25 protein-coding genes are annotated in these 25,445 nt (G+C 74.2%); 16 read left to right on the top strand and 9 right to left on the bottom strand.

All coding sequences use genetic code 11. The features are described from left to right. Positions 1 to 3 precede the first annotated feature (3 nt). Together ACI79I_RS17655 and ACI79I_RS17650 are read left to right on the top strand one after the other, a co-directional pair. The gene (locus tag ACI79I_RS17655) at positions 4 to 1,023 is read left to right on the top strand and encodes an amidohydrolase family protein (protein ID WP_456993622.1); all 1,020 of its coding nucleotides are present in this window, start codon (positions 4 to 6) and stop codon (positions 1,021 to 1,023) included. 130 nt (positions 1,024 to 1,153) lie between these two features. Then, the gene (locus tag ACI79I_RS17650) at positions 1,154 to 2,128 is read left to right on the top strand and encodes a VOC family protein (protein ID WP_456993621.1); all 975 of its coding nucleotides are present in this window, start codon (positions 1,154 to 1,156) and stop codon (positions 2,126 to 2,128) included. A gap of 79 nt (positions 2,129 to 2,207) precedes the next feature. Here ACI79I_RS17650 and ACI79I_RS17645 read toward each other — a convergent pair whose 3' ends face one another. After that, positions 2,208 to 2,792, bottom strand: a complete 585-nt coding sequence (locus tag ACI79I_RS17645; protein ID WP_456993620.1) for a PadR family transcriptional regulator — start codon at positions 2,790 to 2,792, stop codon at positions 2,208 to 2,210. A gap of 195 nt (positions 2,793 to 2,987) precedes the next feature. Between ACI79I_RS17645 and ACI79I_RS17640 the strand changes: the two genes are divergently transcribed. Further along, the gene (locus ACI79I_RS17640; protein ID WP_456993619.1) at positions 2,988 to 3,584 is read left to right on the top strand and encodes an AAA family ATPase; all 597 of its coding nucleotides are present in this window, start codon (positions 2,988 to 2,990) and stop codon (positions 3,582 to 3,584) included. 83 nt (positions 3,585 to 3,667) lie between these two features. Beyond that, positions 3,668 to 5,461 carry a glycoside hydrolase family 15 protein gene (locus ACI79I_RS17635; RefSeq protein WP_456993618.1) on the top strand — a complete coding sequence of 598 codons (1,794 nt, stop codon included), beginning with the start codon at positions 3,668 to 3,670 and terminating at the stop codon, positions 5,459 to 5,461. 1 nt (position 5,462) lies between these two features. On the opposite strand, the gene ACI79I_RS17630 is transcribed toward ACI79I_RS17635, so the two are convergent. From ACI79I_RS17630 to ACI79I_RS17610, 5 genes are all read right to left on the bottom strand, one after another. After that, on the bottom strand, positions 5,463 to 6,209 hold the full coding sequence (locus ACI79I_RS17630) for an SDR family oxidoreductase (RefSeq protein WP_456993617.1): 747 nt from the start codon (positions 6,207 to 6,209) through the stop codon (positions 5,463 to 5,465). Between the two features lie 59 nt (positions 6,210 to 6,268). Then, on the bottom strand, positions 6,269 to 6,754 hold the full coding sequence (locus ACI79I_RS17625; protein ID WP_456993616.1) for a DUF1707 SHOCT-like domain-containing protein: 486 nt from the start codon (positions 6,752 to 6,754) through the stop codon (positions 6,269 to 6,271). A 246-nt stretch (positions 6,755 to 7,000) separates the two neighbouring features. Beyond that, positions 7,001 to 8,239, bottom strand: coding sequence for an FAD-dependent oxidoreductase (locus ACI79I_RS17620; protein WP_456993615.1), 1,239 nt, complete (start codon positions 8,237 to 8,239; stop codon positions 7,001 to 7,003). Next, entirely contained in the window at positions 8,239 to 9,093 is an 855-nt protein-coding gene (locus ACI79I_RS17615; protein ID WP_456993614.1) for a fumarylacetoacetate hydrolase family protein, read from the bottom strand. The genes ACI79I_RS17620 and ACI79I_RS17615 overlap by 1 nt, the downstream gene beginning before the upstream one ends. Continuing rightward, positions 9,090 to 10,235 carry a cupin domain-containing protein gene (locus ACI79I_RS17610; RefSeq protein WP_456993613.1) on the bottom strand — a complete coding sequence of 382 codons (1,146 nt, stop codon included), beginning with the start codon at positions 10,233 to 10,235 and terminating at the stop codon, positions 9,090 to 9,092. Before ACI79I_RS17610 ends, ACI79I_RS17615 begins: the two co-directional genes overlap by 4 nt. A 113-nt stretch (positions 10,236 to 10,348) precedes the next feature. Between ACI79I_RS17610 and ACI79I_RS17605 the strand changes: the two genes are divergently transcribed. The 3 genes from ACI79I_RS17605 to ACI79I_RS17595 all read left to right on the top strand — a co-directional run bounded on the left by ACI79I_RS17605 (position 10,349) and on the right by ACI79I_RS17595 (position 13,162). Beyond that, positions 10,349 to 11,089, top strand: a complete 741-nt coding sequence (locus ACI79I_RS17605; RefSeq protein WP_456993612.1) for an IclR family transcriptional regulator — start codon at positions 10,349 to 10,351, stop codon at positions 11,087 to 11,089. 341 nt (positions 11,090 to 11,430) lie between these two features. Then, on the top strand, positions 11,431 to 12,153 hold the full coding sequence (locus ACI79I_RS17600; protein WP_456993611.1) for a class II aldolase/adducin family protein: 723 nt from the start codon (positions 11,431 to 11,433) through the stop codon (positions 12,151 to 12,153). A 46-nt stretch (positions 12,154 to 12,199) separates the two neighbouring features. After that, positions 12,200 to 13,162 carry an ABC transporter substrate-binding protein gene (locus tag ACI79I_RS17595; protein WP_456993610.1) on the top strand — a complete coding sequence of 321 codons (963 nt, stop codon included), beginning with the start codon at positions 12,200 to 12,202 and terminating at the stop codon, positions 13,160 to 13,162. Between the two features lie 177 nt (positions 13,163 to 13,339). On the opposite strand, the gene ACI79I_RS17590 is transcribed toward ACI79I_RS17595, so the two are convergent. Then, complete coding sequence (locus ACI79I_RS17590; protein ID WP_456993609.1) at positions 13,340 to 13,495, bottom strand: hypothetical protein; 156 nt, start codon at positions 13,493 to 13,495, stop codon at positions 13,340 to 13,342. Between the two features lie 62 nt (positions 13,496 to 13,557). After that, the gene (locus ACI79I_RS17585) at positions 13,558 to 14,565 is read right to left on the bottom strand and encodes a TerC family protein (protein ID WP_456993608.1); all 1,008 of its coding nucleotides are present in this window, start codon (positions 14,563 to 14,565) and stop codon (positions 13,558 to 13,560) included. Positions 14,566 to 14,752: 187 nt separating this feature from the next. On the opposite strand from ACI79I_RS17585, the gene ACI79I_RS17580 reads away from it, so the two are divergent. From ACI79I_RS17580 to ACI79I_RS17560, 5 genes are all read left to right on the top strand, one after another. After that, positions 14,753 to 16,138, top strand: a complete 1,386-nt coding sequence (locus ACI79I_RS17580) for a cytochrome ubiquinol oxidase subunit I (protein ID WP_456993607.1) — start codon at positions 14,753 to 14,755, stop codon at positions 16,136 to 16,138. Continuing rightward, positions 16,135 to 17,184 (top strand): cytochrome d ubiquinol oxidase subunit II, encoded by a 1,050-nt coding sequence (locus tag ACI79I_RS17575; protein ID WP_456993606.1) that lies wholly within the window; start codon positions 16,135 to 16,137, stop codon positions 17,182 to 17,184. The genes ACI79I_RS17580 and ACI79I_RS17575 overlap by 4 nt, the downstream gene beginning before the upstream one ends. Positions 17,185 to 17,283: 99 nt before the next feature. Then, entirely contained in the window at positions 17,284 to 18,432 is a 1,149-nt protein-coding gene (locus tag ACI79I_RS17570) for a zinc-dependent alcohol dehydrogenase (protein WP_456993605.1), read from the top strand. 13 nt (positions 18,433 to 18,445) lie between these two features. Continuing rightward, positions 18,446 to 19,033: a hypothetical protein gene (locus tag ACI79I_RS17565; protein ID WP_456993604.1), complete on the top strand. Its 588-nt coding sequence runs from the start codon at positions 18,446 to 18,448 to the stop codon at positions 19,031 to 19,033. A 55-nt stretch (positions 19,034 to 19,088) separates the two neighbouring features. After that, entirely contained in the window at positions 19,089 to 20,030 is a 942-nt protein-coding gene (locus tag ACI79I_RS17560) for an oxygenase MpaB family protein (RefSeq protein WP_456993603.1), read from the top strand. Here the strand turns inward: ACI79I_RS17560 and ACI79I_RS17555 are convergent. Beyond that, a complete protein-coding gene (locus tag ACI79I_RS17555; protein WP_456993602.1) occupies positions 20,014 to 21,477 on the bottom strand; it encodes an AAA-type ATPase lid domain-containing protein in 1,464 nt (487 codons plus the stop codon). The genes ACI79I_RS17560 and ACI79I_RS17555 overlap by 17 nt on opposite strands. A gap of 186 nt (positions 21,478 to 21,663) precedes the next feature. Between ACI79I_RS17555 and ACI79I_RS17550 the strand changes: the two genes are divergently transcribed. The 4 genes from ACI79I_RS17550 (at position 21,664) to ACI79I_RS17535 (ending at position 25,297) form a co-directional block, all read left to right on the top strand. After that, entirely contained in the window at positions 21,664 to 22,707 is a 1,044-nt protein-coding gene (locus tag ACI79I_RS17550; protein WP_456993601.1) for an amidohydrolase family protein, read from the top strand. A 10-nt stretch (positions 22,708 to 22,717) separates the two neighbouring features. Beyond that, positions 22,718 to 23,476 carry an iron-sulfur cluster assembly protein gene (locus tag ACI79I_RS17545; RefSeq protein WP_456993600.1) on the top strand — a complete coding sequence of 253 codons (759 nt, stop codon included), beginning with the start codon at positions 22,718 to 22,720 and terminating at the stop codon, positions 23,474 to 23,476. After that, positions 23,473 to 24,498: an NAD(P)-dependent alcohol dehydrogenase gene (locus tag ACI79I_RS17540; protein WP_456993599.1), complete on the top strand. Its 1,026-nt coding sequence runs from the start codon at positions 23,473 to 23,475 to the stop codon at positions 24,496 to 24,498. Before ACI79I_RS17545 ends, ACI79I_RS17540 begins: the two co-directional genes overlap by 4 nt. Positions 24,499 to 24,634: 136 nt before the next feature. Further along, on the top strand, positions 24,635 to 25,297 hold the full coding sequence (locus tag ACI79I_RS17535) for a GntR family transcriptional regulator (RefSeq protein ID WP_456993598.1): 663 nt from the start codon (positions 24,635 to 24,637) through the stop codon (positions 25,295 to 25,297). Positions 25,298 to 25,445 lie beyond the last annotated feature (148 nt).

Raw genomic sequence — 25,445 nt, 5'->3', positions numbered from 1 at the left:
CGCATGATCATCGACTGCCACGGCCACTACACCACCGCGCCGGCGGCGCACACCGCCTGGCGGGAGGCGCAGCGGGCGGCGTTCGACGCCGGAGGGCAGCCCCCGGCCTACCCGAAGATCTCCGACGACGAGATCCGCGAGTCGATCGAGGGCAGCCAGCTGCGGCTGATGGCCGAGCGGGGGATCGACCTGACCGTCTTCTCGCCACGCGCCTCGGCGATGGGCCACCACGTCGGCGACGAGGCGGTGAGCGCCCGCTGGGCGCAGGTCAACAACGACCTGATCGCCCGGGTGGTGCAGCTGTTCCCGGACTCCTTCATCGGGGTCTGCCAGCTCCCGCAGTCGCCCGGCGTGCCCATCGCCTCCTCGGTGGCCGAGCTGCGCCGGTGCGTCGAGGAGCTCGGCTTCGTGGGGTGCAACCTCAACCCCGACCCCAGCGGCGGCCACTGGACGTCGGCGCCGCTGACCGACCGCAGCTGGTACCCGTTCTACGAGGCGATGGTCGAGCTCGACGTGCCGGCGATGGTCCACGTGTCCGCGGTGACCAACGGCAACTTCCACGCCACCGGGTCGCACTACCTCAACGCCGACACCACGGCCTTCATGCAGTTCCTCCAGGCCGACCTGTTCCGGGACCTCCCGGGCCTCCGGTTCGTCATCCCGCACGGTGGCGGGGCCGTGCCCTACCACTGGGGCCGTTTCCGGGGACTGGCCGACATGCTGGACCGGCCCCCGGTCGAGGAGTCGGTGATGGGCAACGTCTTCTTCGACACCTGCGTGTACCACCAGTCGGGCATCGACCTGCTCTTCGACGTGATCGACGTCGACAACATCCTGTTCGGCTCGGAGATGGTCGGTGCCGTCCGGGGGATCGACCCGCGGACCGGCCACCACTTCGACGACACCCGCCGCTACGTCGAGGCGCTGGACCTGACGCCGGAGGCCCGCGAGAAGGTCTTCGAGGGCAACGCCCGCCGCGTGTACCCGCGGCTGGACGCCGCCCTGGAGGCCCGCAACCGCTGAGGTCCATCGCGTCGGCGATCGCTGAGGCCACACCATGGTGTTGGACTGATCGCTGCGCCTCTCCGAGACTCGTCGTGCGAGGGGAGCCACGACGCCTGTCCCGGCCGGCTCTCCGTCGCACCCCTGATCGATGACTGGAGACGTCATGCCCCCGCTGCACGAGATCGCCCACCTGGCCCACGTCGAGCTGCGCACCTCGGTGCTGGAGGAGAGCGTCGCGTTCTTCACCGAGTACCTGGGGCTGAGCGTGAACGGCGAGGCCGGGGACTCGGTGTTCCTGCGGGCCTGGGACGACTACGAGCAGGCCACCATCAAGCTGACCGGCCACGCCACCTCCGGGGTGGGCCGGACCAACCTGCGGGCGGCCGGCCCCGAGGCGCTGCAGCGGCGGGTCGCCGAGATCGAGGCGACCGGGCGCGGGATCGGCTGGCAGGACGGCGACCCGGGCTACGGGCCGACCTACGTGTTCACCGACCCCGACGGCCACGAGTTCGGCCTGTACTACGAGTCGCAGTGGTACACCCCGCCGGCCGAGCTGGCGCCGGCGCTGAAGAACCAGGCGCAGGCCTACCCCTCGCACGGGGTGGCGGTGCGCCGGCTGGACCACATCAACTACCTCGGGGTCGAGCCGGTCGTGAACCGGGACTTCCTGCGCGACACCCTCGGCGCCCTGGTCACCGAGCAGATCGTCATGGACGACGGCACCGTCGCCGGCAGCTGGACGACGTTCACCAACAAGACCTACGACGCCGTCTACACCCGCGACTGGACGCAGACCCCCGGCCGGCTGCACCACATCGCCTTCGCCGTCGACACCCGCGACGGGATCCTGCGCGCCGCCGACATCGCCCTGGAGCAGGGCGTGCACATCGAGACCGGGCCGCACAAGCACGCCATCCAGCAGACCTTCTTCCTCTACGTGTGGGAGCCCGGCGGCAACCGGATCGAGCTGTGCAACGCCGGCGCGCGGGTGATGCTGGCCCCCGACTGGCAGCCGGTGGACTGGACCGAGGCCGAGCGGGCCAAGGGCCAGGCGTGGGGGCTCAAGACCATCGAGACGTTCCACACCCACGGCACCCCACCGGTCGACACCCCCGGTCACTGACCTGGTCGCACGCTCCGCACCGACGCCCCGCCGGCCCTGCCGGCGGGGCGTCGGTGCCGTTCCGGGCCCTCCCGGCCGGTCATGCGCCGGGCGTCTCGGGGACCTCCGGTCCCTCGGCGAGCAGCAGGTAGATCGTCCGTCGCGTGTCGGCCAGCACCGTGGCCGCCGCGGCGCGCTGGGCGTCGGTCCCGGTGCGGGCGACCTCGCGGACGGCGCCGTGCAGCTGGTGCAGCAGCCCGGGCAGGTCGTCCCCCGGTCCGGACCCCGTGTGGCCGGCGAACGGGTCGGCCCACGTCGGCTGCCGGGACGCGACGTGCTCGTGCCCGGCGTCGGTCAGGGTGACGAGCTTGCGGCCGGCGTCGGCGGTGACCGTCACCAGGCCCTCGTCCTCGAGCTGGCTGATCGTCGGGTAGATGGCGCCCGGGCTCGGGCTCCAGCGGCCGCCGCTGCGCTCGGCGATGGCCTGCATGAGCTGGTAGCCGTGCATCGGCTCCTCGGCGAGGAGCAGCAGCACGGCGGTGCGGACGTCGCCGCGGGGCGCACGTCCGCGGCCGCCGCGGCGGTGGGGCCGCGGCGGTCCGTCGGCCGGACCGAAGGGGCCGCGGCGGGGGTGGTGGTGGCGCAGGCCGGGGTGCCGGCCGTCGCGCTCGTGCATGGGCCTCATGCTGTCCTCCTGTTGTATCGGATGACAGTAACGATACATCGATACTGTCATCGGTCAAGGTCGTGTGTCGGAGGGGCGCCGGCGCCCGGGGGAACCTGCGGGCCCGCGCCCGCGTGTTCACAGCGACCGTCCAGCCGGAGGACGGGTTGCGTCGAGGACCGGCGCGCACCGTCGTCCTCGACCGAGGAGGTGCCCGTGCCCACCGCTGACGTGCTGACCGCGCCCTGCCGGCCGTCCGGCCCCACGTCCGGCGCCGACCCCGTCCTGGTCGTCATCGCCGGGCTGCCCGGGAGCGGCAAGACCACGCTGCTGCGGCGGTGGCTCGGGCCCGGGCTGCCCGGGGTGGTGGCCCTCGACTCCGAGCAGGTGGCCGCCCGGCTGCGTGCCGCGGGCGTGCTCGTGCCCTACCGCCTCCTGCGGCCGTGGGTCCACCTCCGGCACCGGTGGCGGGTGCTGCGGGGCATCCGCGGCCGGGTGCCGGTCGTCGTCCTCACCGACCCGTGGACCAGCCCGAGCTGGCGCGCGGCCGTGCTGTGGGCCGCCGGGCGGGCCGGCCGGTCGGTGCGCCTGGTGCTGCTCGACGTGCCCCGCGACCTGGCCGAGCCCGGTCAGGCCGAACGCGGGCGGCGGATCCCGGCCCGCCGGATGCGCCGGCACGCCGACCGGTGGCGCCGGCTCCTGAAGGACGCCGCTCCGCAGGAGGCCTGCGTCGTCGACCGGCGGCGGGCCGGCCGGCTGACCCTCGCCGAGGTCCTCGGCCGGGACCCGGCCGGGGCAGCACAGGCCCCGTAACAGCGGCTCAACCGCGGCGACACGTCGCGCGGGCACCGTGGGGACGTGCACAGGGGCCAGCAGCGACGTGCGGGGACGACGGCGTGACGGGGGGCTACCTGCCCATCGAGGAGCACGCCGTCATCGGTGACCTGCGCACCACCGCGCTGGTCGGCACCGACGGCACCATCGACTGGTACTGCCCGGGCCGCTTCGACGCCCCGTCGCTGTTCGCCGCGCTCCTGGACGCCCGGCGCGGCGGGTCCTTCGCGCTGTCCTGCCGGACGGCGGCCCGGCCCAAGCAGCTCTACCTGCCCGACACCAACATCCTCATGACCCGGTTCCTGGCCGCCGACGCGGTGGGCGAGGTCGTCGACTTCATGGTCCCCGAGACCAGCAGCAGCGCGGCGCCGCGCGACCTGCTGGTGCGGCAGGCGCGCGCCGTCCGCGGCCGGGCCACCTTCGAGCTCTCCTGCACCCCCGCCTTCGACTACGGCCGCGCGACGCGCACGGTCGACGTGGTCGAGGGCGTCGGAGCGGTCTTCCGGTCGAGCGCCGGCACGTGCGTGCTCCGCACGCCGGTGCCGCTCAAGGTCGAGGACGGCGGGGGAGTGGGCGCGACGTTCACCCTCGACGAGGGCGAGACCGTCGACCTCGAGCTCGAGTGGCGGGGCGAGGTGCGGCCGCTCCGGGCCGGGGAGACCGACCGGCACTTCGAGGAGACCTCCCAGTTCTGGCAGCGCTGGCTGGCGCAGTCGCGCTACCGCGGCCGCTGGCGGGAGATGGTCCAACGGTCCGCGCTGACCCTGAAGCTGCTCGTCTACCACCCCACCGGCGCCCTCGTCGCCGCGCCGACCACCTCCCTCCCCGAGGAGCTCGGGGGCGGCCGCAACTGGGACTACCGCTACGCCTGGCTGCGCGACGCGGCCTTCACCACGTACGCGCTGATGACGCTGGGCTTCCTGGAGGAGGCCGCGGCCTTCATGGAGTGGATCCAGCAGCGCTGCGAGGCCGCGACGCCCGAGCGCGACGTCATGATCATGTACGCGGTCGACGGCAGCGACCAGCTGCCCGAGACGGTGCTCGACCACCTCGAGGGCTACCGCGGGTCGGCGCCGGTGCGCATCGGCAACAACGCGGTCGGCCAGCGGCAGATCGACGTCTACGGCGAGCTGATGGACTCGGTCTGGCTCTACAACCGCGAGGTCCCGATCTCCTACGACCTCTGGACCGGGCTGTCCCAGCGCCTCGACTGGCTCGCCGACCACTGGCAGGAGCCGGACGAAGGGGTGTGGGAGGTCCGCGGCCCGCGGCAGCGGTTCACCTACTCGGCGCTGATGACCTGGGTCGCCTTCGAGCGGGCCGGCCGGCTGGCCCGGGACCGCGGCCTGCCGGCGCCGGTGTCGAGGTGGCGCAAGCTGGCCGGTGCCGCCTACCGCTTCGTGCAGGACGAGTGCTGGGACCCCCGGATCGGCGCGTATGTCATGCACCCGGGCAGCACGGCCCTGGACGCGTCGTTGCTGTGCATGCCGCTGGTGAAGTTCGCCGGGCCCACCGACCCGCGGTTCCTCTCCACGCTGGACCGGATCGGCGAGCAGCTCGTCTCCGACAGCCTGGTGCACCGGTACGCCATGACCGGCCACGACGGGCTCACCGGCAACGAGGGCACCTTCAACCTCTGCTCGTTCTGGTACGTGGAGGCGCTGACCCGGGCCGGCCGGGTCAAGGAGGCCCGCATGGTCTTCGAGAAGATGCTGACCTACGCCAACCACGTCGGTCTCTACGCCGAGGAGATCGGCCCCTCGGGTGAGGCGCTGGGCAACTTCCCGCAGGCGTTCACCCACCTCGCGCTGATCAGCGCCGCGGTGAACCTCGACCGCGCGCTCGGCGGCTCCTGAGTCAGCGGCCGCCGGACACGTCGACGACCGTCCCGGTGACGTAGGAGGACTCCGGCGAGAGCAGCCAAGCCACGACGGCGGCCACCTCCTCGGGGTCCCCACCCCGGCGCATCGGCACCGTCGGCGCCAGCCGGTCCACCCGGCCGGGCTCCCCGCCCGACGCGTGGATGTCGGTGCGGATCAGCCCGGGGCGCACCGAGTTCACGCGGATCCCCTCCGCGGCGACCTCCTTGGCCAGCCCGACGGTGAGCGCGTCGACCGCGGCCTTGGCGGCGGCGTAGTCCACGTACTCGTCCGTGCCGCCGAGGACGGCGGCCCGCGAGGAGAGGTTGACGATGGCGCCGCCCTCCCCGCCGCGGCGGGTGGACATCGCGCGGACCGCCTCGCGGGCGCAGAGGAACGCCCCCAGGGTGTTGACCGCCAGCGTCCGCTCGATGCGGGCCGCCTCGAGGTCCTCGACCCGGGACTGGATGCCCAGAGCCCCCGCGTTGTTCACCAGTCCCCGCACCTGCCCGAGCGTGGCCGCGGCCGCGAACAGGCCGAGCACGTCGGCCTCCCGGGACACGTCCGCCTGCACGGCGAGGGCGTGCACGCCCGCCGTCCGGCAGGCCGCGGCCACCTCCTCGGCGGGCTCCTCGCGGGTGGTCCAGGACAGGCACACGTCCCAGCCGTCGCGCGCCAGCCGCAGGCTTGTGGCTGCCCCGATGCCGCGCCCGCCGCCGGTCACCACGCACACGGCACGGCCCACCGCCGTCACCTCCGGTACCAGTCAGGACCCCGGTGGGTGAGTGTGGCAGGGGGAACGGGTCAGTCGTCGTCCCAGTCGTCGTGGTCCCAGCGGTCGCCCCAGTGCTCGTGCCAGCCACCACCGCCGTCCCCGCCGCCCCCGCCCCGCCCGTCGTCGGACAGCGCCACCCCGGCCAGGGCGCCGACGAGGACGAGGAACAGCGAGGCCGCGACGAGCACGACCGCGATGCGCGCCGCGCTCAGCCGGCCGGCGGCGGTGGTCAGGGAGGCCCGCGCCTGGTCGACCGCGAGCCGGCCCAGTGACCGCCAGCCCGGCGCGGCGCGCTCCGCCGGGGCCGGCGGGAGGTCCTCGGTCAGCGGGTCGAGGTCGGTGCGGTGGACGGCGGAGAAGGCGTCGGCCATCCGCTCGCTGCCCTCGTCCGGCATCAGCAGGCCGCGGGCCACCGCGTCCTGCAGGCGGGCGACGGTGGCGAGCCGATCGGCGTCCGAGGCGCGCATCCGCGGTTCCGAGCGGGTCGTGCTGTCCAGGTCGATCAGGGGTGCCATGGCTGCTCCCAGGGGTGCGACACGGAGAGGCGCAGTCTCCACCCGCAGCCGGGCTTCGGGGGAGGGTCACGGTGCGCGCAGGGCGCCCGGAACGGGGGGGGGGGGGGGGGGGGGGGGGGGGGGGGGGGGGGGGGGGGGGGGGGGGGGGGGGGCGGGGGGGGGGGGCGGCGCGCCGCCCCCCCCCCCCCCCCCCCCCCCCCCCCCCCCCCCCCCCCCCCCCGCCCCCCCCCCCCCCCCACGAGTCGCTCACGCGCCGACGGGCGCCTCGAGCGGCTGGGGCGTGAACATCGGCGGCTCCTGGCCGGGGGTCAGCGCGGTGGGCCCGTAGAGCCAGTCCACGAAGCCGTAGTCGTGGACGTCGCGGCGCCGCAGGAGCTCGTTGCGCGCCTCGCGCTCCGCCCCGGTGAGGTGCCAGAGCTCGCCCCAGGCCCGGGCGGTGGTCAGCACCCGCCGGCAGTGCTCGGGCCGGACGGCGTCGTAGGCCGCGAGCGCGGCGTCCCAGTCCAGGCGCCCCTCGGCCAGCTGCGCGCCGACGTGCTCGGACAGGACCCAGGCGTCCTCGATGGCCATGACCGCGCCCTGCGCCAGGTACTGCAGCGGCGGGTGCGCGGCGTCCCCCGTGAGTGCGAGCCGGCCCTGGACCCAGTGCGGGATCGGGTCGCGGTCGTACATGCGCCACCAGCGGTCCCGCCACATCAGCGGCAGGCCGGCCCGCACCGGGTCGCAGGTGCCGGCGAAGGCCGCGTCCAGCTCGTTGGGCGTGCCCCAGTCCTCCTCCCCGGCCAGGGCCTTGGGCGACTGGAACACCGCCACCTGGTTGAACATCTCGCCCCTGCGCAGCGGGTACTGCACGAAGTGGCAGTGCGGGCCGACGTAGAGCACGACGTCGCTCATCGAGACGTCCATCTCCGTGACCTGCCCCGCGGGGATCGCGCCGCGGTAGGCGACGTAGGCCGAGCTGACCGGCTCGTCATCGCTGATCAGCCTGCGGGCGACGGAGTACAGGCCGTCGGCGGCGAGGACGACCGGGGCGGTCTCCCGGCCGTCCTCGGAGACCACCGTGACCCCGCCGTCCACGTGCTCGTAGCCGGTGACCCTCACGTCGTTCACCAGGTCCACGCCGGCGCGGCGGCAGGCCCGCAGCAGCGTGCCGTGCAGGTCGCTGCGGTGGATGACGACGTAGGGGGACCCGTAGCGCTCCCTCGCGTCGGCGAGGTCGAGGCGGGTGAGCACCGACCCGTCCAGGGCGTCCCTCATGACGAGGTTCTCCGGGCGCACCCCGAGGGAGAGGACCTCCTCGAGCAGGCCCCAGGAGTCCAGGATGCGGGTGCCGTTCGGGGCGATCTGCAGGCCGGCCCCCACCTCGCCGAACTCCGACGCGCGCTCCAGGACCCGCACCCGCAGCCCCGTGCGGGACAGCGCCAGCGCGTTGGCCAGCCCGCCGATGCCGCCGCCGACGACGAGGACGTCGGGGGTGTCGCCCATCAGTTCCCCTCGAGCGCCACCGGGTCGGCGACGACGTCGTTCTCGCACCGCCCCAGGCCGCTGATCTCGGTGGTCAGGCGCTGCCCGACCTCGAGGTAGCGGGCCGGCGTGCGGGCGTGGCCGACGCCGCCGGGCGTGCCGGTGGCGATGACGTCGCCCGGCCGGAGGGTGACGATCGTGGAGACGTACTCGACCAGCGCGACCGGGTCGAACAGCAGGTCACCGGTGGTGTCCTCCTGCACCGTCTCGCCGTCGATCTTCGTGCTGATTTCCAGGGCCGGCCGGACGCCGCCGGCCAGCTCGTCGGGGGTGACCAGGTAGGGGCCCAGGGGCGTGGTGGCCTCCCAGTTCTTGCCCTGCAGCCACTCGCGGGTGCGGAACTGCCAGTCCCGGCAGGTCACGTCGTTGAGCACCGAGAAGCCGGCGATGGCCGCCTCGGCCTCGGCGCCCTCGGCCCGGCGGACGGTGGTGCCGATGACGAGGGCGAGCTCGCACTCCCAGTCGAACTCGGTGGTCTCCGGCGGCTTGACGATGTCGTCGTTGGCGCCCACGAGGGTGTCGGCGAACTTGGAGAACAGCGTCGGGTACTCGGGCAGGTCCCGGCCCATCTCGAGGATGTGGTTGCGGTAGTTGAGCCCGACGCAGATCACCTTGCCCGGCCGCGGGACGACCGGCGCGTAGGCCGCGCCCCGGGTGTGGGACACCTCCCCGGTCGCGGCGGTGGCCCGCTCCTGCCAGCCGGGGGCGGCGAGGAAGGCGCCGAGGTCGTCGGCGCCGAGGTAGACGAGGCGCTCGTCGTCGACCCGGACCGCGCGGGTGGCGCCGTCCAGGGTGCGGATGGTCGCGAGCTTCACCGGTCACCGCCCACGGCGACGCGGTCGAGGTGCAGGGCCTCGAAGATCGGGGTGTCGCTGAAGCGGAACAGGTCCAGGGCGCCGGAGTCGGAGTCGCTCGGGCCGGCCTCGGAGCGCACCGACAGCGGCTGCCAGGAGGGGACGACGAACAGGTCGCCGCGCTCCACCCGCCAGGAGGCGTCCCCGACGGTGACGGTGCCGGTGCCGTCGAACACCTGGAACACCGAGGAGCCGGCCTCGCGCCGCGGGGCGGTCTCGGTGCCCGAGCGGACGCGGTGCACCTCCGCGCGGATGGTCGGCAGCACGTCGCCGCCGGTGGTCGGGTTGGTGTAGCGCACGGCGGCGTGGCCGGGCTCGACCACCCCGGGGGCGCCCTCGGCCTCCAGCTCGAGCTGGTCGGCCAGCGCGGCGTCGGTGTCGACCCAGCGGTAGTTCAGCAGCGGGGTGCCGGGGGTGGCGCCGGGCGCGGACACCGGGCGCAGGCCAGGGTGGCCCCACAGCCGCTGCGAGCGGGACCGCTCGGGGGTGGTCCGCTCCTCGTCGCTGATCCGGTCGCGGCCGAACTCGAAGAACTGCGACTCGCTGGTGTACTGGAACGGGATGTCCAGGCCGTCGATCCAGGCCATCGGCTTGGACGCCGCGTTGTGGTGCGCGTGCCAGTTCCAGCCGGCCTGCGGCAGGAAGTCGCCGCGGTTCATCGGCACCGGGTCGCGGCCGACGACGGTCCACACCCCCTCGCCCTCGACGACGAAGCGGAACGCGTGCTGGGTGTGCCGGTGCTCGGGGGCGTCCTCACCGGGCATCAGGTACTGGATGGCCGCCCACAGCGTCGGGGTGGCATACGGCTTGCCGCCGAGTGCGGGGTTGGCCAGCGCGATGGCGCGCCGCTCGCCGCCGCGGCCGACCGGCACCAGGTGCCCGGCCTGGTCGGCCAGCTGCAGCAGGTTGGACCACCGCCACACGTGGGGGACCGCCCGCGAGCGCGGGTGCGCCGGCATGAGGTCGCCGATCTCGGTCCACAGCGGGACCAGCAGCTCGCGCTCGAACCCCCGGTAGAGCTCCTCGAGCTCCGGCGTCGGGGTGGGCTGGTCGGGCGAGTCGACGGCGGTCAGGGAGACCGGTGAGGCGAGTTGCTGCGTCATGACAGGGGGTACCTCCCGTGCGGCGGTGGTCAGGGGGAAGGACGTCGGCCCTCTCGGTGGTCCGCGCCCTCCAGGGTCCGCTCCTTCCGCAGGAGGGGATACCGTTTTCTGTTGTGAAGAACCGCCCCCCGTATGCGATCGCGTCCGTCGACTCCGCCCTGCTGCTGGCGACGCTGCTGCAGCAGGAGGGGGCGATGCGGGTGACCGACGCCGCCGAGCGCCTGGGGGTGTCGGTGTCCACGGCCCACCGGCTGCTGGGGATGCTCGTCTACCGCGACTTCGCCGAGCAGCTGCCCGACCGCCGGTACGGGGCCGGGCCCGTGCTGCGCAGCGGTCCCGTGCCGCAGGAGCCGGCGGCCCGGCTGCGCGAGGTCGCGGTGCCGCACCTGCGCCGACTGGTCGACGCGCTGGGGGAGACGGCCAACGTCATGGTCCTGGCCGGCACGGAGGTGCGCTTCGTCGCGACGGTGGAGTGCGACCAGGTCCTGCGGGTGGGGGACCGGACCGGCCGGACGCTCCCGGTGCACCTGAGCTCGGGCGGCAAGGCGGCGCTGGCCACGCTCGGCCGCGAGCAGCTCGCCGCCACCCTCGGCGAGCTCGACGACCGGGCGGCGGCGCGGCTCGAGCGGGAGCTGCGCACCATCCGGCGGCGGGGCTTCGCGGTCAACGACCAGGAGACCGAGACCGGACTGACGGCGATCGGCGTCGCGGTGCCCGACCCGGCCGGCGCCTCCCGGACCGCGCTGTCGCTGGCCGTGCCCACGGCGCGGTACTCCCGCGACCGGCTGCCGGCCTGGAGCTCCGCGCTGACCGCGACCGCCGCCGCCGTGGCCCGCGACCTCGCCCTCGTCTGACGGCGTCCGGGCATCAGCCGTCCGTCCTGACGCGCGTCGCTGTCCGGGACGCCGTCGAGGCAGGCTGCGCAGTCCGCGAACAGGGTGGCCCGGGACGCCGGATGCGGCGGTTGACAGGTCGACGCGCCCGGCGTGGTCGAGGCCGGCCTGGGTGTCGCCGTTCGCGCTCGGTCGACCGTCCGATCGACGCTGCACCACCAGCGACTCCGACGGGAGGGGTCGGTGCCGTTCGGCGCTGCGGAGCAGCCTGCCAGACGATTCTGGTCTGCAGAATCCCCGTGGAAAAGGTGGTGCGGTGGGTCACGATCCGGACCGCATCCCGACGAACAGGGGAGGACCACGTGCCGGAGCAGGGCAGCCGGGAGACGGTCGGCGAGCAACGGAGGCAACTGGCCGACGCCAACCACATCCTCGTCGACCAGCGCATCCTCGACGCCTTCGGGCACGTCAGCGTCCGGTGCGCCGACGACCCCGGGTCCTTCCTGCTGTCGCGCAACCTCGCGCCGGGCCTGGTCGGCCCCGACGACGTCCAGCGGATCACGCTCGACGGGACGACGGAGGACCCGCGGCCCTCCTACCTGGAGCTGTGGATCCACGCCGAGATCTACCGGGCGCGGCCGGACGTCAACGCCGTCGTGCACAGCCACTCGCCCGCGGTCATCCCGTTCGGGGTGGCGCGGACGCCCCTGCGGCCGATCCTCCACATGGCCGGGTTCCTCGCGCCGGAGGTCCCCGTCTTCGAGGCTCGGGACACCCTGGGGACGGCCTCGGACCTCCTGGTCCGCAACGCGGGCTCCGGCGCGGACCTCGCGGCGTCCCTGGGCGCGGCCTCGGTGGTGCTCATGCGCGGCCACGGTTCCACGGCGGTCGGCGCGTCGCTGCAGGAGGCGGTGTACCGGGGCATCTACACCGAGGTGAACGCCCGCGTGCAGGCCGAGGCCCTGCGCCTGGGGGAGTGCACCTACCTCACCGACGAGGAGGCGGCCGCCACCGTGGCCACCAACACGACCCAGCTCGCCCGCGCGTGGGGGTTCTGGCGCGACCGCGTCGGTCAGCCCTCGTGAGCTCCGCTCCCTCCACCCCGTCCCCGTCCTCCGAAGGAGTCCTCCCGTGACCGGATCCCGGGCGCGCGCTCTCGCCGCCGGTGCCGCAGCACTGCTCACCCTCGCCGCCTGTGGCGGCTCCGACGAGGCCGGCGGGGGGACCGGCGAGGGCGGCCTGACGCCGGTCACCATCGGCACCCAGCCCATCGTCGACTCCGCGCCGCTCTACCTCGGCGTCGACCAGGGGTTCTTCGAGGAGGAGGGCATCGACCTCACCATCGAGAGCGCGTCGGGCGGTGCGGTCGTCGTCCCCAGCGTCGTCTCGGGCGACTACCAGTTCGGCCGGGGCAACGTGCTGTCGACGATGATCGCGGTCGACCAGGGCCTGCCGCTGACGTGCATCGCCAACGCCAACTCCACCGCCGGCAACCCGGACTTCGGTGCGGTGGTCGTCCCCGCGGACTCGCCGATCCAGTCGATGGCCGACCTGGCCGGCCGCACCGTGTCGGTCAACACGCTGAACAACATCGGCGACACGACCATCCGCGCCGTCGTGGAGGAGGCCGGCGGGGACCCGCAGGCGGTGCAGTTCGTCGAGATCCCCTTCCCCGACGCCCCGGCCGCCCTGGAGGGCGGCCAGGTCGACGCCGCGTGGATCCTCGACCCGTTCCTCACCGAGGCGGTCGACGCCGGCGCGCGGGTGCTGTCCTACAACTTCTCCGACTTCCACCCGGAGCTCGACATCTCCTGCGTGTTCACCTCGCAGCAGCTGATGCAGGAGGACCCGGAGCTGGTCGAGGCCTTCCAGCGGGCGATGAACCGGTCGCTGGAGTTCTCCCAGCAGAACCCGGAGGAGGTCCGGCGGATCACCGGCACCTACACCGAGATCGACCCGGCGGTGCTCGAGCGGATCGTCATCCCGACCTTCCGCACCGACTTCAGCCGGGAGGCGATGCAGCTGCTCGGGGAGAAGGCGACCGAGTACGGGACCCTGAGCAAGGAGCCCGACCTCGACCAGCTGCTGCCCTGACCGCGGACGGTCGCGTCAGCCGCTGAGCGAGGGGCGGCGCCGGGCACCCGCCCGGCGCCGCCCGCCCGTCCCGAGGCTCGCCGCGAGCGTGCGAGCGGTGAGGGGGGCGGGGTCGCCCGTGGCACCTGGCCCCGTCCCGAGGCTCGCCGGGAGCGGTGAGGAGGACGGGGTCCTTCCTCAGTCGCAGTCGCCGTCGTGGCAGGTGCAGCCGCACTCGTCGACGCAGAAGACGTGGTTGCCGTGGTCGCAGGGGGTCATCAAGAGCTCCTCGGGCGTCAGTGCCAGCAGTCGCGCGCCGGCACCTCCGCGGACGGAGTGTGGCGGCCGCCACACCGTACGTGCTGCACGGGCGCCTCGCCGGTCGAGCGGGGCCGGGACGCCCCCGGCGTGTCGGCCTACCGCCGGCGCTCGTCCTCCCGGACGTGCGACGCCCGCAACGAGCCGGGGTGCGCCTTCGCGGTCGGGTCGCGCCGGGTCTTGAGCAGGCTGGCGACGGTGACGACGGCCAGGACGACGCCGATGACGACCAGGCTCAGCGGGGTCGGGATCTCGGGGACGCGCTCGTCGATGTCGACGTGCGCCCAGTGCAGGATCAGCTTGACGCCGATGAAGGCGAGGATCAGGGCCAGCCCGGTGGAGAGGTAGACCAGCCGGTCGAGCAGGCCCTTGACCAGGAAGAACAGCGCCCGCAGGCCCAGCAGGGCGAAGGCGTTGGCGACGAAGACGACGTAGGGCTCGTCGGTCACGCCGAAGACCGCCGGGATCGAGTCGAGCGCGAACAGCAGGTCCACGCTGCCGATGGCCACCAGCACGACGATCAGTGGCGTGAACACCCGGCGGCCGTCGACCCGGGTGGTGAGCCTGCCACCCACGTAGTCGTCGGTGACCGGCAGGAACCGGCGGGCGGCCTTGACGACGGCGTTGTCCTCGACGTCGGGGTCCTCGTCGCGGTGCCGGAACAACTGGACGGCGGTGTAGACCAGCAGCAGGCCGAACACCAGGAACATGAAGGAGAACAGCGACAGCAGTGTCGCGCCCAGGGCGATGAAGACCGCCCGCATCACCAGGGCCAGGACGATGCCGAAGGTCAGCACCTTGTGCTGGTGCTCCTCGGGCACCGAGAACGTGGTCATGATGATGACGAAGACGAAGAGGTTGTCGACCGACAGGCTCTTCTCGACGATGTAGCCCGCGAAGTACTCCGTGCCCGCATCCCCGCCGTACCGCGTGGCGAACCAGACGCCGAACGCGACCGCGACGAGGACGTAGAAGACCGACCACGCGGTGGCCTCACCGAACCCCACGCGGTGCGGTCGCACCGCGGCGAGGACCAGGTCGACGGCCAGCAGGCCGACGATGAGGCCGATGGTGAGCGCCCAGGTCAGGCCACTGATTTCCAGCACGTCCGGTCCGCCTCTCTCGTCCCGTCAGGGGGCGTTCCTCGTCCGCTCGCGCGCGCGGCCGGGCACTCCGACCGGGGCCGGCCTGCCCGGGTAACGCCCGAGCGCGGCCGTGCGCTCCCGGCGGGCGTTGCGGCCACGCGGACCGCGGGCACATCCTGCTGGCGACGGCCGGTGAGCGGAGACCTGCGTGGACGTTGTGGACGTGTTCGCCGACGCGGCGGAGAACCTCTACCCCGCGCGGATGCAGATGGCGCTGTCCCTGGGCTGGCACATCGTCTTCGCCTGCTTCGGGATCGCCTTCCCGCTCATCACGGTCGTCGTCGAGTGGCTCGGGCACCGGCGCGGCGACGCGGCCCTGCTGGGGCTGGCGCACACCTGGGCCAAGGCGATGGGTGTGCTCTTCGCCGCGGGTGCGGTCTCCGGGACGCTGCTGTCGTTCGAGATGGGCATCCTGTGGCCGGGCCTCATGGACCGCTTCGGCGAGGTCTACGGCTTCCCGTTCGTCCTCGAGGGGTTCGCCTTCTTCATCGAGGCGATCTTCGTCGGCGTCTACCTGTTCGGCTGGAACCGGCTCTCCCCGCGGGCGCACATGGCCAGCGCGCTCCCGATGGTGGTCTCCGGGATGGCCGGGGCCTTCTTCGTCGTCGCGGCGAACGCCTGGATGAACAACCCGACCGGGTTCCGGCTCGACGCCGAGGGCCGGGTCGTGGAGGCCGAGCCGTGGGCGGCGATGTTCGGCCCGTCCACCTGGCCGCAGGTGACCCACATGCTGCTGGCGGCCTACATGGTCACCGGCTTCACCGTCGCATCGGTCTACGCGGTCGGCATGCTGCGCGGACGGCGCGACCGCCACCACACGCTGGGGTTGCTCGTCCCCCTCGCGTTCGCCGCGGTGGTGACGCCGGTGCAGATCGGCGTGGGTGACTGGGCGGCCAACACCGTCGCCGACAACCAGCCGGCCAAGCTCGCCGCGATGGAGGGGCAGTTCGAGACCACCGCCGGCGCCCCGCTGTCCGTGGGCGGCTGGTTCACCGGCGAGGAGATGCGGTACGCGGTGGAGATCCCGAACGGGCTCTCCCTGCTGGTCCACCACGACCCCGACGGCGTGGTGCTGGGCCTGGAGGAGTTCCCGGCCGACCAGCGGCCGCCGGTCAACGTCGTCCACCTGGCGTTCGACCTGATGGTGTCGATCGGCTTCGCGCTGCTGCTGCTGGCGGCCTGGTTCGGCTGGAGCTGGTGGCGGCGGCGCCGGGTCCCCGGCGCGCCCTGGTTCCTCCGCGCGGTCGCCGTCTCGGGGGTCGCGGCGATCCTGGCCATGGAAGCGGGCTGGGTCGTCACCGAGGTCGGCCGCCAGCCGTGGATCGTCTACGGCGTCATGCGCACGGCCGAGGCCGTGAGCCCGGCCCCGGGCCTCCACCTGGGCTTCTACGCCGTGGTCGCGGTCTACGTGGCCCTGACCGCGCTCACCGTCTTCGTCCTGCGCCGGCTGGCCCGCAGCAGCGACACCCCGGCGCCCCAGGAGGTCGACGCCCGCCCGCCCGACCCGCACAGCGACGAGGTGGCGGTGCGATGACGCTGGCGGACGTGGTCCTGAGCGTCATGTTCGTCGGCCTGGTCGCCTACGGACTGTTCGGTGGGGCCGACTTCGGCGCCGGCATCTGGGACCTGCTGGCCGGCGGCACCCGGCGCGGTGCCCGCCAGCGCGCGCTCATCGAGCGCTCGATCGCCCCGGTCTGGGAGGCCAACCACGTCTGGCTGATCTTCGTCCTCGTCGTCCTGTGGACGGCGTTCTCGGGTGCGTTCGCCGCGGTGGTGTCCACCCTCTACGTCCCGCTCACGCTGGCCGCCTTCGGGATGATCGCCCGCGGGGCGGCGTTCGCCTTCCGCAAGAGCATCAGCACCCTGGGCATGCGCCGGTTCCTCGGGGCGGGGTTCGCCCTCTCCTCGCTGCTCACCCCGTTCTTCCTCGGCACCGTCGTCGGCGGGGTCGCCTCCGGCCGGGTCCCCGCGGGCATCGCGGCCGGGGACGTCGTGACCAGCTGGCTGAACCCCACGTCCCTGCTCGGCGGGGTGCTCGCCGTCCTGGTGTGCGCCTACCTCGCCGCCGTCTTCCTGTGCGCCGACGCCCGCCGCGAGGGCGCCGACGACCTCGCCCGGCAGTTCCGGGCCCGCGCCCTCGGGACGGCGGCGGTGACCGGCGCCGTCGGCATCGCCGGCCTGTTCGTGCTCCGCGCCGACGCCCCGCAGCTGTTCGCGGGGCTCACCGGCCGGGCCCTCCCGGTGGTCGCGCTGTCGGTCGTCGCCGGCCTCGCCGCACTCGGGCTGCTCTGGACGCGCCGGTTCGTGCCGGCGCGGGCGGCCTCGGCGGTCGCGGTGACCGCGATCCTGGTCGGCTGGGCGGTGGCGCAGTACCCCTACGTCCTCGTCCCGGACCTGACCATCGAGGAGGCCGCCACCGGCCGGGCGACGCTGGTCGCCATGCTCGTCGCCCTCGTCGTGGGGGCCGCGGTCCTGATCCCGGCGCTGGTCTACCTGTACACGCTGTTCCAGCGCGCTCCCGCGGAGCCGGCCGGCCGGGACACCGCGCCGACGCCGGCAACGGGCGCCGGGGCCTCCTGACCCGCTCCGACTGACCGGCTCCGGCGGGACCCCGTTTCGAGATCCCCCCGTGGTGGGCAGACCCCGCCCGTTCCTGTGGCTCGGCGCGGAGGAGGCCCGATGCGGGCGATGGTGTACCGGGGGCCGTACAAGGTGCGGGTCGAGGACAAGGACGTCCCGGCCATCGAGCACCCGAACGACGCGATCGTCCGGGTGACCCTCGCCGCGATCTGCGGCTCGGACCTGCACCTCTACCACGGCCTCATGCCGGACACCCGGGTCGGGCACACCTTCGGCCACGAGTTCATCGGCGTCGTCGAGCAGGTCGGGTCCTCGGTGCGGAACCTGCAGGTCGGCGACCGGGTGATGGTCCCGTTCAACATCTTCTGCGGCAGCTGCTGGTTCTGCGCCCGCGGCCTGTACTCCAACTGCCACAACGTCAACCCGAACGCCACCGCGGTCGGCGGCATCTACGGCTACTCGCACACCACTGGCGGCTACGACGGCGGCCAGTCGCAGTACGTCCGCGTCCCGTTCGCCGACGTCGGCCCGGTGCGCATCCCCGACTGGATGCACGACGAGGACGCCGTCCTGCTGACCGACGCCGCCGCGACCGGGTACTTCGGTGCGCAGCTGGGCGAGATCGCCGAGGGCGACACGGTCGTCGTCCTGGGCGCCGGACCGGTGGGCCTCATCGCCGCCCAGTCGTCGTGGCTGATGGGCGCGGGACGGGTCATCGTCGTCGACCACCTGCAGGAGCGGCTGGAGAAGGCGCGGACCATGGCCTACGCCGAGACGCTGGACTACGACGAGTACGACGACGTCGTCGTCGAGCTCAAGAAGCAGACCGACTTCCTCGGTGCCGACGTCGTCATCGAGGCGGCGGGCGCGGAGGCCGACGGCAACCTGGTGCAGCAGGTCACCGGGACCAAGCTCAAGCTGCAGGGCGGCTCCCCGGTGGCGCTGAACTGGGCGATCGACGCGGCGCGCAAGGGCGGCACCGTCTCCGTCGTCGGCGCGTACGGGCCGATCCCCAACGCGGTGAAGTTCGGCGACGCGCTCAACAAGGGGCTCACCCTGCGGATGAACCAGACGCCGGTGAAGCGCCAGTGGCCGCGGATGTTCGAGCACGTGCGCAACGGCCACCTCACGCCGCGGGCGATGGTCACCCACCGGTTCCCGCTGGAGCACATCGCCGAGGCCTACCACGTGTTCTCCGCCAAGCTCGACGGCTGCATCAAGCCGCTGGTCCTGCCCGACGCGGCCTGAGCGAGGAGCGACGATGACCCACCCCGACATCCCGAGCGCCTACGTCCGGGACAAGCGCGCACCCCGCGAGACGCCCGAGCAGCTGCGCGCCCGGATCCCCGGCTGGGGCGCCGACCTCGACCCGGCCGACCGGCCCTCGTACCCGAAGCTGCAGTACCCGGCCGACACCGGCGCGCACTGGGACTTCCCCGAGCGGCAGCCGGAGACCTGGCCGCGGGAGCGCTCGATCGAGCACGCCTTCGTCACCCCGGTCTTCGGCACCGCGCAGCCACCCCGCGGGGTGTCCGGGGCCATCCGGAAGCTCGCCTACCGCCGCTTCAGCGAGGGCCGCCTGGCGCACTGGCTGCTGCTCATCGTCGGCGACCGGGTCGACGCCTGGGGGAGCCACCTGCGCTCGTTCGCCACGCTGCGACCGGACAACCCGGTGACCGAGACCGGGGTGCGCACCGAGCTCACCCACGGCGGGTTGCGCTCGCGACGCGGGCGCAGCGACGCCCGGCACCACGTCCTGGACCCGGTCGTCGTCGCCGGCCCGTGGGTGCTCGCCGGGGTCGGCGCCTGGAGCGGGCTGCGGCGGGTCGTCCGGGCCGTGCGGGGGTGAACCGGGCGCCCGGCCGCTGCGTGCCGCCGTCGCCGGAGCCTGGGACCGTGGGGGTGTGGACCCGCTGACCGCCCTGCCCGAGGCCGTGCGGGCCCGCTTCCGCGCGCGGGTGTCCGGCGACCCGACCGGCGTCCCCGGCTGGGTGCGCGACATCGGCCGCGTCGGCGAGGGCCCCGGCTGGTTCGAGCCCGGCGGCGTCGTCTGGTGGGTCCACGGCGACCTCTCGACCCTGGTCGGCGGGATCGCCGCGCTGCTCGGCCAGGCCGCGCACCCGCTGGCCCTGACCGGCGTGCGCCGCCACTCGGCCTACCTGGCCGACCCGTGGGCGCGGCTGGCCGGCACCGCCCGCTGGCTGGTGGTCACGACGTTCGGGTCGGCCGAGCTGGCCGAGCGGGAGGCCGCCCGGGTCCGCGGGATGCACCAGCGGGTGCGTGGCACCGCCGACGACGGGCGGCCCTACTCCGCCGGAGACCCGGAGCTGCTCCGGTGGGTCCACCTGGCGTTCACCGACGCCTTCCTCGCCGCGCAGCAGGCCGTGGGCCGGCCCGCGCCGGCCCGTCTCGGCCGCCGCTGGCCCGACGCCTACGTGCGCGAGTGGGCGCGCAGCGCGCAGGCCCTGGGCGCCGGGGACCTGCCGGGGACGGCGGCGGAGCTGGCCGAGGCGCTGGCCGCCCACCGGCCGGTGCTGGAGCCGGTGCCGCCCGACCTGCGGGCGTTCCTCACCGCCCCGCCCGGGCTGGGGCCCGCCGAGCAGGTGTTCTACCGCGGCCTCGCCGGGGCAGCCGGGTCGGTGGTGTCGCCGGTCCTCGCGCCGTTGACGGGGGTGCCGGGGCGGGGGAGGGGCGTCGTCCGGCTGCCGGTGAGCCGCGCCCAGCTGCGCGCCCTCCAGGTGCTGCTCGGGTCGCGCAGCCCCTCGGAGGAGGCGGCGCTCTGGCGGCTGGGGCTGGGCCCCGCGCCGGCGTGGGCGGGGGACGGCGCGGTCAGCGCGGCAGGGTGATCTTGTACTGCGCCATCTTCCGGTAGAGCGTGGCGCGGCCGATGCCCAGCTCCTCGGCGGCCCGGGTGATCGTCGTCCCCGGTTCGGTCAGGCACCGGACGATCTCGTCGCGCTCGAGCCGCTCCAGCCGGGTGAGCGGGCGGCCGCCGCCGTCGAGCACCTCCGGCGGCAGGTGGTGGACGTCGACGACGTCGGCGCGGGCCGCCGCGTCCCGGACCACGCGCCGCAGCTGGCGCACGTTGCCCGGCCAGGCGCACGCGGTCAGCGCGCGGGCGGCGCGGGCGGTGAAGCCGACCGCCCGGTGCCGTTCCTGCTCGGCGAACCAGTGCGCGAGCGGCACCACGTCGTCGGTGCGGTGCCGCAGCGCGGGCACCTCGACGACGGTGTCGACCAGGGTGGCCAGCCGGCCGGGGACCGCGGTGAAGTCGGGCGCGGTGAACACGAACGGCTGCGGCCGACCGGTACGGCGGCCCGCCCCCAGCGTCTGCGCCAGCTCCTCGGTGGCCCACGCCGGCAGGTGCGGCAGGCCGGAGACGATGACCAGGGTGTCGGGGTCGCGCAGCTCCGGCGTCCACAGCTCCAGCCAGGCCGCGACGTCCCCGGCCTCGGGCGCGCGGGCGTGCAGCACCCGGTGGCGGGGGGCGACCCGGCGACGGGCCAGGGCGGCCAGCGCGGCCTTGCCCGCGCCCGGCTCGCCCACGACCGCGGTGACCCGGTCGGCCGCCGCGGCGGCGTCGGCCACGGCGGCGCGCCAGGCCGCCGAGACGCACGGGTCGCCGGCATCGGGGGCCAGGTGCCCGCCGACCACGTGGAAGACCTCGCCGCGCGGCGCCGGGCGCACCGTCCGCCCGCCGGCGCGGACCAGCATCAGCGCGCTCGTGGCGCTCGCCGCCGCCTGGGCCAGGCCGAGCAGCAGCTCGGAGGAGGAGTCCGACCAGGTGGTCAGGTTGATGCTGCCCGCGAGGTCCCCGCTCACCGGGTCCACGACCGGCACCGCGGCGCAGGTGAACCCGCGCAGCTCGGCGCACCAGTGGTCGTCGGCCCGGACCAGCGAGGGAGCGCGGTCGGCGAGGGACAGGCCCAGCCCGTTGGTGCCGGCGTTGCGCTCGGCGTAGGAGAAACCCGGCGCGAGGTGGACCCGGTCGAGCGACCGCAGGATGCCCGCGTCGCTGCACAGCCGGGCGAGCACCAGCCCGTCGGCGTCGGCGACCATGAGGCTCACCGGCTCGTTCGGGATCGTCGCCTGCAGGTCGGTGAGCACCCGGGAGGCGCACTCGTACAGCAGCGACCCGGTGTCCAGCGAGCCGGTGAAGACGGGGACGACCTCGTCCGGGGTGACGCCGTAGTCCTGGCTGCGGCGCCACGAGGCGCGCAGCCGGGAGGGCGCGGGCCGGGCGGCCAGCACCGGGTCGGCGAGGGGGTGGGGGGCGGCCCGGCGCACGTCCACGGGACACCTCCTGGGCGGGACGGGCCGGTGGCTGTGGCCCGCGCCACACGAATGTAACCCCGCGGAGCGCCGTCCAGGGGGCGTTCCAAAGTGAGACAACGACCGGCTTCTGCGGCCGTCCGGCCGTCCCTAGCGTCGGCTCCACCGACGTGACCGGTGTCACAGGAGAGCCGACGGAGGCCGGAGATGTACCGCAAGGACGGCGAGACCTACTACGTGGTGGACTCCCACATCGCCCTGTGGGACGCGCGCCCGGAGAACCAGCGCAACGTCCACGGCAAGCAGTTCATCGACTGCTTCTACGACTACCACCGCAACCTCAGCCCCGAGTCGGAGGTCTGGGGGTACGAGGAGTACCTCTACCAGGGCGGCGAGCGGCTGATGCGGGACGTGTTCGTCGACGGCATCGTCGACCACGCGATCTTCCAGCCGGCCCGGCTGGCGGAGTTCTACCACCGCGGTTTCGGCCAGACCGACGAGGCCTCCGCCCTCGCCGCGCAGCACCCCGACGAGCTCACCTACAACCACTACTGGGACCCCCGTGACGGGGAGAACGGCCTGGACCAGTTGCGGGCCGACGCCGAGCGGTTCGGCCTCAAGGGCGTGAAGCTCTACACCGCCGACTGGCACGGTGAGTCCCGCGGCTGGAAGCTGACCGACCCGATGGCCTACCGGTACTTCGAGGTCTGCCGCGAGCTCGGGATCACCAACATCCACATCCACAAGGGCCCGACCATCCGGCCGCTGGACCGCGACGCGTTCGACGTGGCCGACGTCGACCACGTGGCCAGCGACTTCACCGACCTGACGTTCGTGGTGGAGCACTGCGGCCTGCCGCGGCTGGAGGACTTCTGCTGGATCGCCACGCAGGAGCCCAACGTGTACGCGGGCCTGGCCGTGGCGATGCCGTTCATCCACACCCGGCCGCGGTACTTCGCGCAGATCATGGGCGAGCTCGTCTACTGGATCGGTGAGGACCGCATCCTCTTCTCCAGCGACTACGCCCTGTGGACGCCGAAGTGGCTGGTCGAGCGGTTCGTGGACTTCCAGATCCCGGAGGACATGACCGAGTACGCGCCGCTCACCACCACGACGAAGAAGAAGGTGCTGGGTCTCAACGCGGCGCGGCTCTACGACCTCCCGGTGCCGCAGGAGTGCCGGCTGCCCGAGGCCGACGAGACGGAGACCGGCCCGCGCGAGCCGGGTGCCGCCGACCTGGCGATGGCCTGAGGGCGGCGCGATGACCGCCGTCCTGCCCGACCTCGAGGGCGAGGTGCGCGCCGCGCTCGGCGCCGTCGTCGACCCCGAGCTCGACGAGCCGATCACCGACCTCGGCTTCGTCCGCTCGATCGACGTCGACGGCGCCGTGGTCGAGGTCCACCTCCGCCTGCCGACGTCGTTCTGCGCGCCCAACTTCGCCTGGCTGATGGCCTCCGACGCCCGGGAGGCGGTCGCCGCCGTCCCCGGGGTGGCGCGCGTGGTGGTGGCCCTCGACGACCACTCCGACTCCGACCTGATCAACCGCGGCCTGGCCACCGGCGCCGACTACCGGACCACCTTCGCCCACGAGGCGGAGGAGTCCCTCGACGAGCTGCGCGCCACCTTCCTCCGCAAGGCGCACACCGCGGCGATGGAGCGGGCGGTCACCGCCCTGCTCCGGGCCGACCCGGCCGTGGACGTGGCGGTGCTCACCCTCGGCGACCTGCCGGCGGGGGAGCTCACCACCGAGGCGCTGCTGCGCCGCCGGGCCGCGGTCGGCCTGCCGCTGGACCCGGGCTCGGCGGTGCTGGTCGACGCCGACGGCACCCGGCCCGCCCGCGACGCCGCGGCGCACTTCCTGCGCCGCGCCCGCTCGGTGCGGATCTCCGTCGACGGCAACGCGCACTTCTGCCGCGGCCTGCTGGCCACCCGCTATCCCGGCGCGGAGGCCGACCAGGTGCCCCGCCCCGAGGACCGTCCCCTGCTCCCGCTCACCGTCACGAAGGGAACCCACCCGTGAAGGCCGTCCGCGTGCACGAGTACCACGCCGACCCCTCGATCGACGACATCCCCGAACCCCGGCTCCAGGGTCCCCTCGACGTCATCGTCAGGATCGGCGGCGCCGGGGTCTGCCGGACCGACCTGCACATCCTCGAGGGCCAGTGGGCCGACCTGCAGAACCCGGAGCTGCCCTACGTGATCGGGCACGAGAACGCCGGGTGGGTGCACCAGGTCGGGGAGGGGGTCACCAACGTCGCGGTCGGTGACACCGTGATCCTGCACCCCCAACCCAGCTGCGGCCTGTGCACGGCCTGTCGCGCCGGCCGGGACATGCAGTGCGAGAACGCCTTCTTCCCCGGGCTGTCGAACGACGACGGCGGCATGGCCGAGTACCTGCGCACCACGGCCCGTGCCTGCGTGAAGCTCGACCCGTCGACCAACCCCGCCGACGTCGCCGCGCTCGCGGATGCCGGCATCACCGCTTACCACGCCGTGCGCAAGGCCCTGCCACTGCTGCACCCGGGCACGACGGCGGTCGTGCAGGGCGCCGGCGGTCTCGGCCACATCGGCATCCAGTGCTTGGCGGCGCTGTCGGGCACCCGGATCGTCGTCGTCGACCGCAACCCCGACGCCCTGGAGCTCGCCCGGCAGATCGGCGCGGACGAGACCGTGGTCGCCGACGGCAGCCAGGTGCAGGCGGTCCAGGACCTGACCGGCGGGGGTGCCGACGTCGTCTTCGACTTCGTCGCCGAGCAGGGCGCGGAGATGGACGGCTGGCACATGACCGGCCCGGCCGGCTCGTACTACGTCATCGGGTACGGCGGCGAGCTCCGGATCCCGACGCTGGACTTCGTCGCCGGCGAGAAGAACATCGTCGGCAACATCGTCGGCACCTACAGCGACCTGGCCGAGCTGATGGTGCTCGCGCAGGCCGGGAAGGTCACCCTGCACACCCAGCAGTACCCGCTCGACCGGGCCGTGGACGCGCTCCGCGACCTCGACGCCGGGAAGGTCCGGGGGCGCGCCATCCTCGTCCCCTGAGCTCCCACCCGACCGGCCGGCGCGCCCCGCGCGCCGGCCGGTCGGCGCGCGCCCGGGCCTGCGCCAGCCCCGTGTCGACTGTCGGCAGGTCCCTGCCGACAGCACGGCTACGATCAGCGGCGACGAGGAGGTGCCCATGAGCATCGAGCCCCTGGCCAGCCTGGACCGCAGCACGCTGCGGGAACGGGCCCTGGAGGCGCTCCGGTCGGCCGTCCTCTCCGGCCGGTACCGGCCCGGCGACCACCTCGGCGAGGTCGAGCTCGCGTCCTCGCTCGGGGTCAGCCGGGGCACGGTGCGGGAGGCCCTGCGGCACCTGCAGCAGGAGGGCCTGGTGACCGCGGGCAACCGCGGGATGCTGCGGGTCAACAGCCTGACCTCCGCCGAGGTCCAGGAGCTCTTCCAGGTCCGCGCGGCCCTCGAGGGCCTGGCGGTCCGGCAGGTCATCGCCTCGCCGCGGCGGGGGGCGGCCGTGACCGCCCTGCGCGAGGCGCTCGAGCGCATCGCCGCCGAGGACGAGGACTCCCCGGCGCGGATCGAGGCCGACCTGGCCTTCCACCTGCTGCTGTGCCGGCTGTCGGGGAACTCGATGCTCGTCGAGGCGTGGCAGCGGCTCGAGGGACGCATGCGCGTCGCCATCCTCAACGGCGCGGCGTGGCAGGCGCCGATGACCGCGCGCGACCGGCACGCCCCCATCGTCGACGCCATCGAGCAGGGGGACGTCGTCGGGGCGGTGCACGTCGTCGAGGAGCACATGGCCTCGGCCGCGGACCACTTCGCCCGCTCGGCCGCCCCGGCCTGACGCCTGCGGGGCACCCCGCCCGGCACTGAGTGGAGTGCCACGGCGCGGGACTGTGCCCAGGGCACTCCACTGCGCGCAGCCCCCGACGCCGAGGCCCGGGCCCTCGCTCTGCGCTGACCTCCGCGTTGCGAGGTGACCCTTGACACGG

This window comes from Geodermatophilus sp. SYSU D01105 (assembly GCF_054050095.1).
This window is presented reverse-complemented; position numbering and strand designations above follow the sequence as displayed.

What these genes read in the sequence shown, in the direction of transcription:
- ACI79I_RS17655 (WP_456993622.1), top strand. Translation starts at nt 4, where the DNA reads ATGATCATCGACTGCCACGGCCACTACACCACCGCGCCGGCGGCGCAC.
- ACI79I_RS17575 (WP_456993606.1), top strand. Translation starts at nt 16,135, where the DNA reads ATGACGCTGGCGGACGTGGTCCTGAGCGTCATGTTCGTCGGCCTGGTC.
- ACI79I_RS17625 (WP_456993616.1), bottom strand. Translation starts at nt 6,754, where the DNA reads ATGGCACCCCTGATCGACCTGGACAGCACGACCCGCTCGGAACCGCGG.
- ACI79I_RS17545 (WP_456993600.1), top strand. Translation starts at nt 22,718, where the DNA reads ATGACCGCCGTCCTGCCCGACCTCGAGGGCGAGGTGCGCGCCGCGCTC.
- ACI79I_RS17610 (WP_456993613.1), bottom strand. Translation starts at nt 10,235, where the DNA reads ATGACGCAGCAACTCGCCTCACCGGTCTCCCTGACCGCCGTCGACTCG.
- ACI79I_RS17620 (WP_456993615.1), bottom strand. Translation starts at nt 8,239, where the DNA reads ATGGGCGACACCCCCGACGTCCTCGTCGTCGGCGGCGGCATCGGCGGG.
- ACI79I_RS17650 (WP_456993621.1), top strand. Translation starts at nt 1,154, where the DNA reads ATGACTGGAGACGTCATGCCCCCGCTGCACGAGATCGCCCACCTGGCC.
- ACI79I_RS17570 (WP_456993605.1), top strand. Translation starts at nt 17,284, where the DNA reads ATGCGGGCGATGGTGTACCGGGGGCCGTACAAGGTGCGGGTCGAGGAC.
- ACI79I_RS17565 (WP_456993604.1), top strand. Translation starts at nt 18,446, where the DNA reads ATGACCCACCCCGACATCCCGAGCGCCTACGTCCGGGACAAGCGCGCA.
- ACI79I_RS17645 (WP_456993620.1), bottom strand. Translation starts at nt 2,792, where the DNA reads ATGAGGCCCATGCACGAGCGCGACGGCCGGCACCCCGGCCTGCGCCAC.
- ACI79I_RS17535 (WP_456993598.1), top strand. Translation starts at nt 24,635, where the DNA reads ATGAGCATCGAGCCCCTGGCCAGCCTGGACCGCAGCACGCTGCGGGAA.
- ACI79I_RS17550 (WP_456993601.1), top strand. Translation starts at nt 21,664, where the DNA reads ATGTACCGCAAGGACGGCGAGACCTACTACGTGGTGGACTCCCACATC.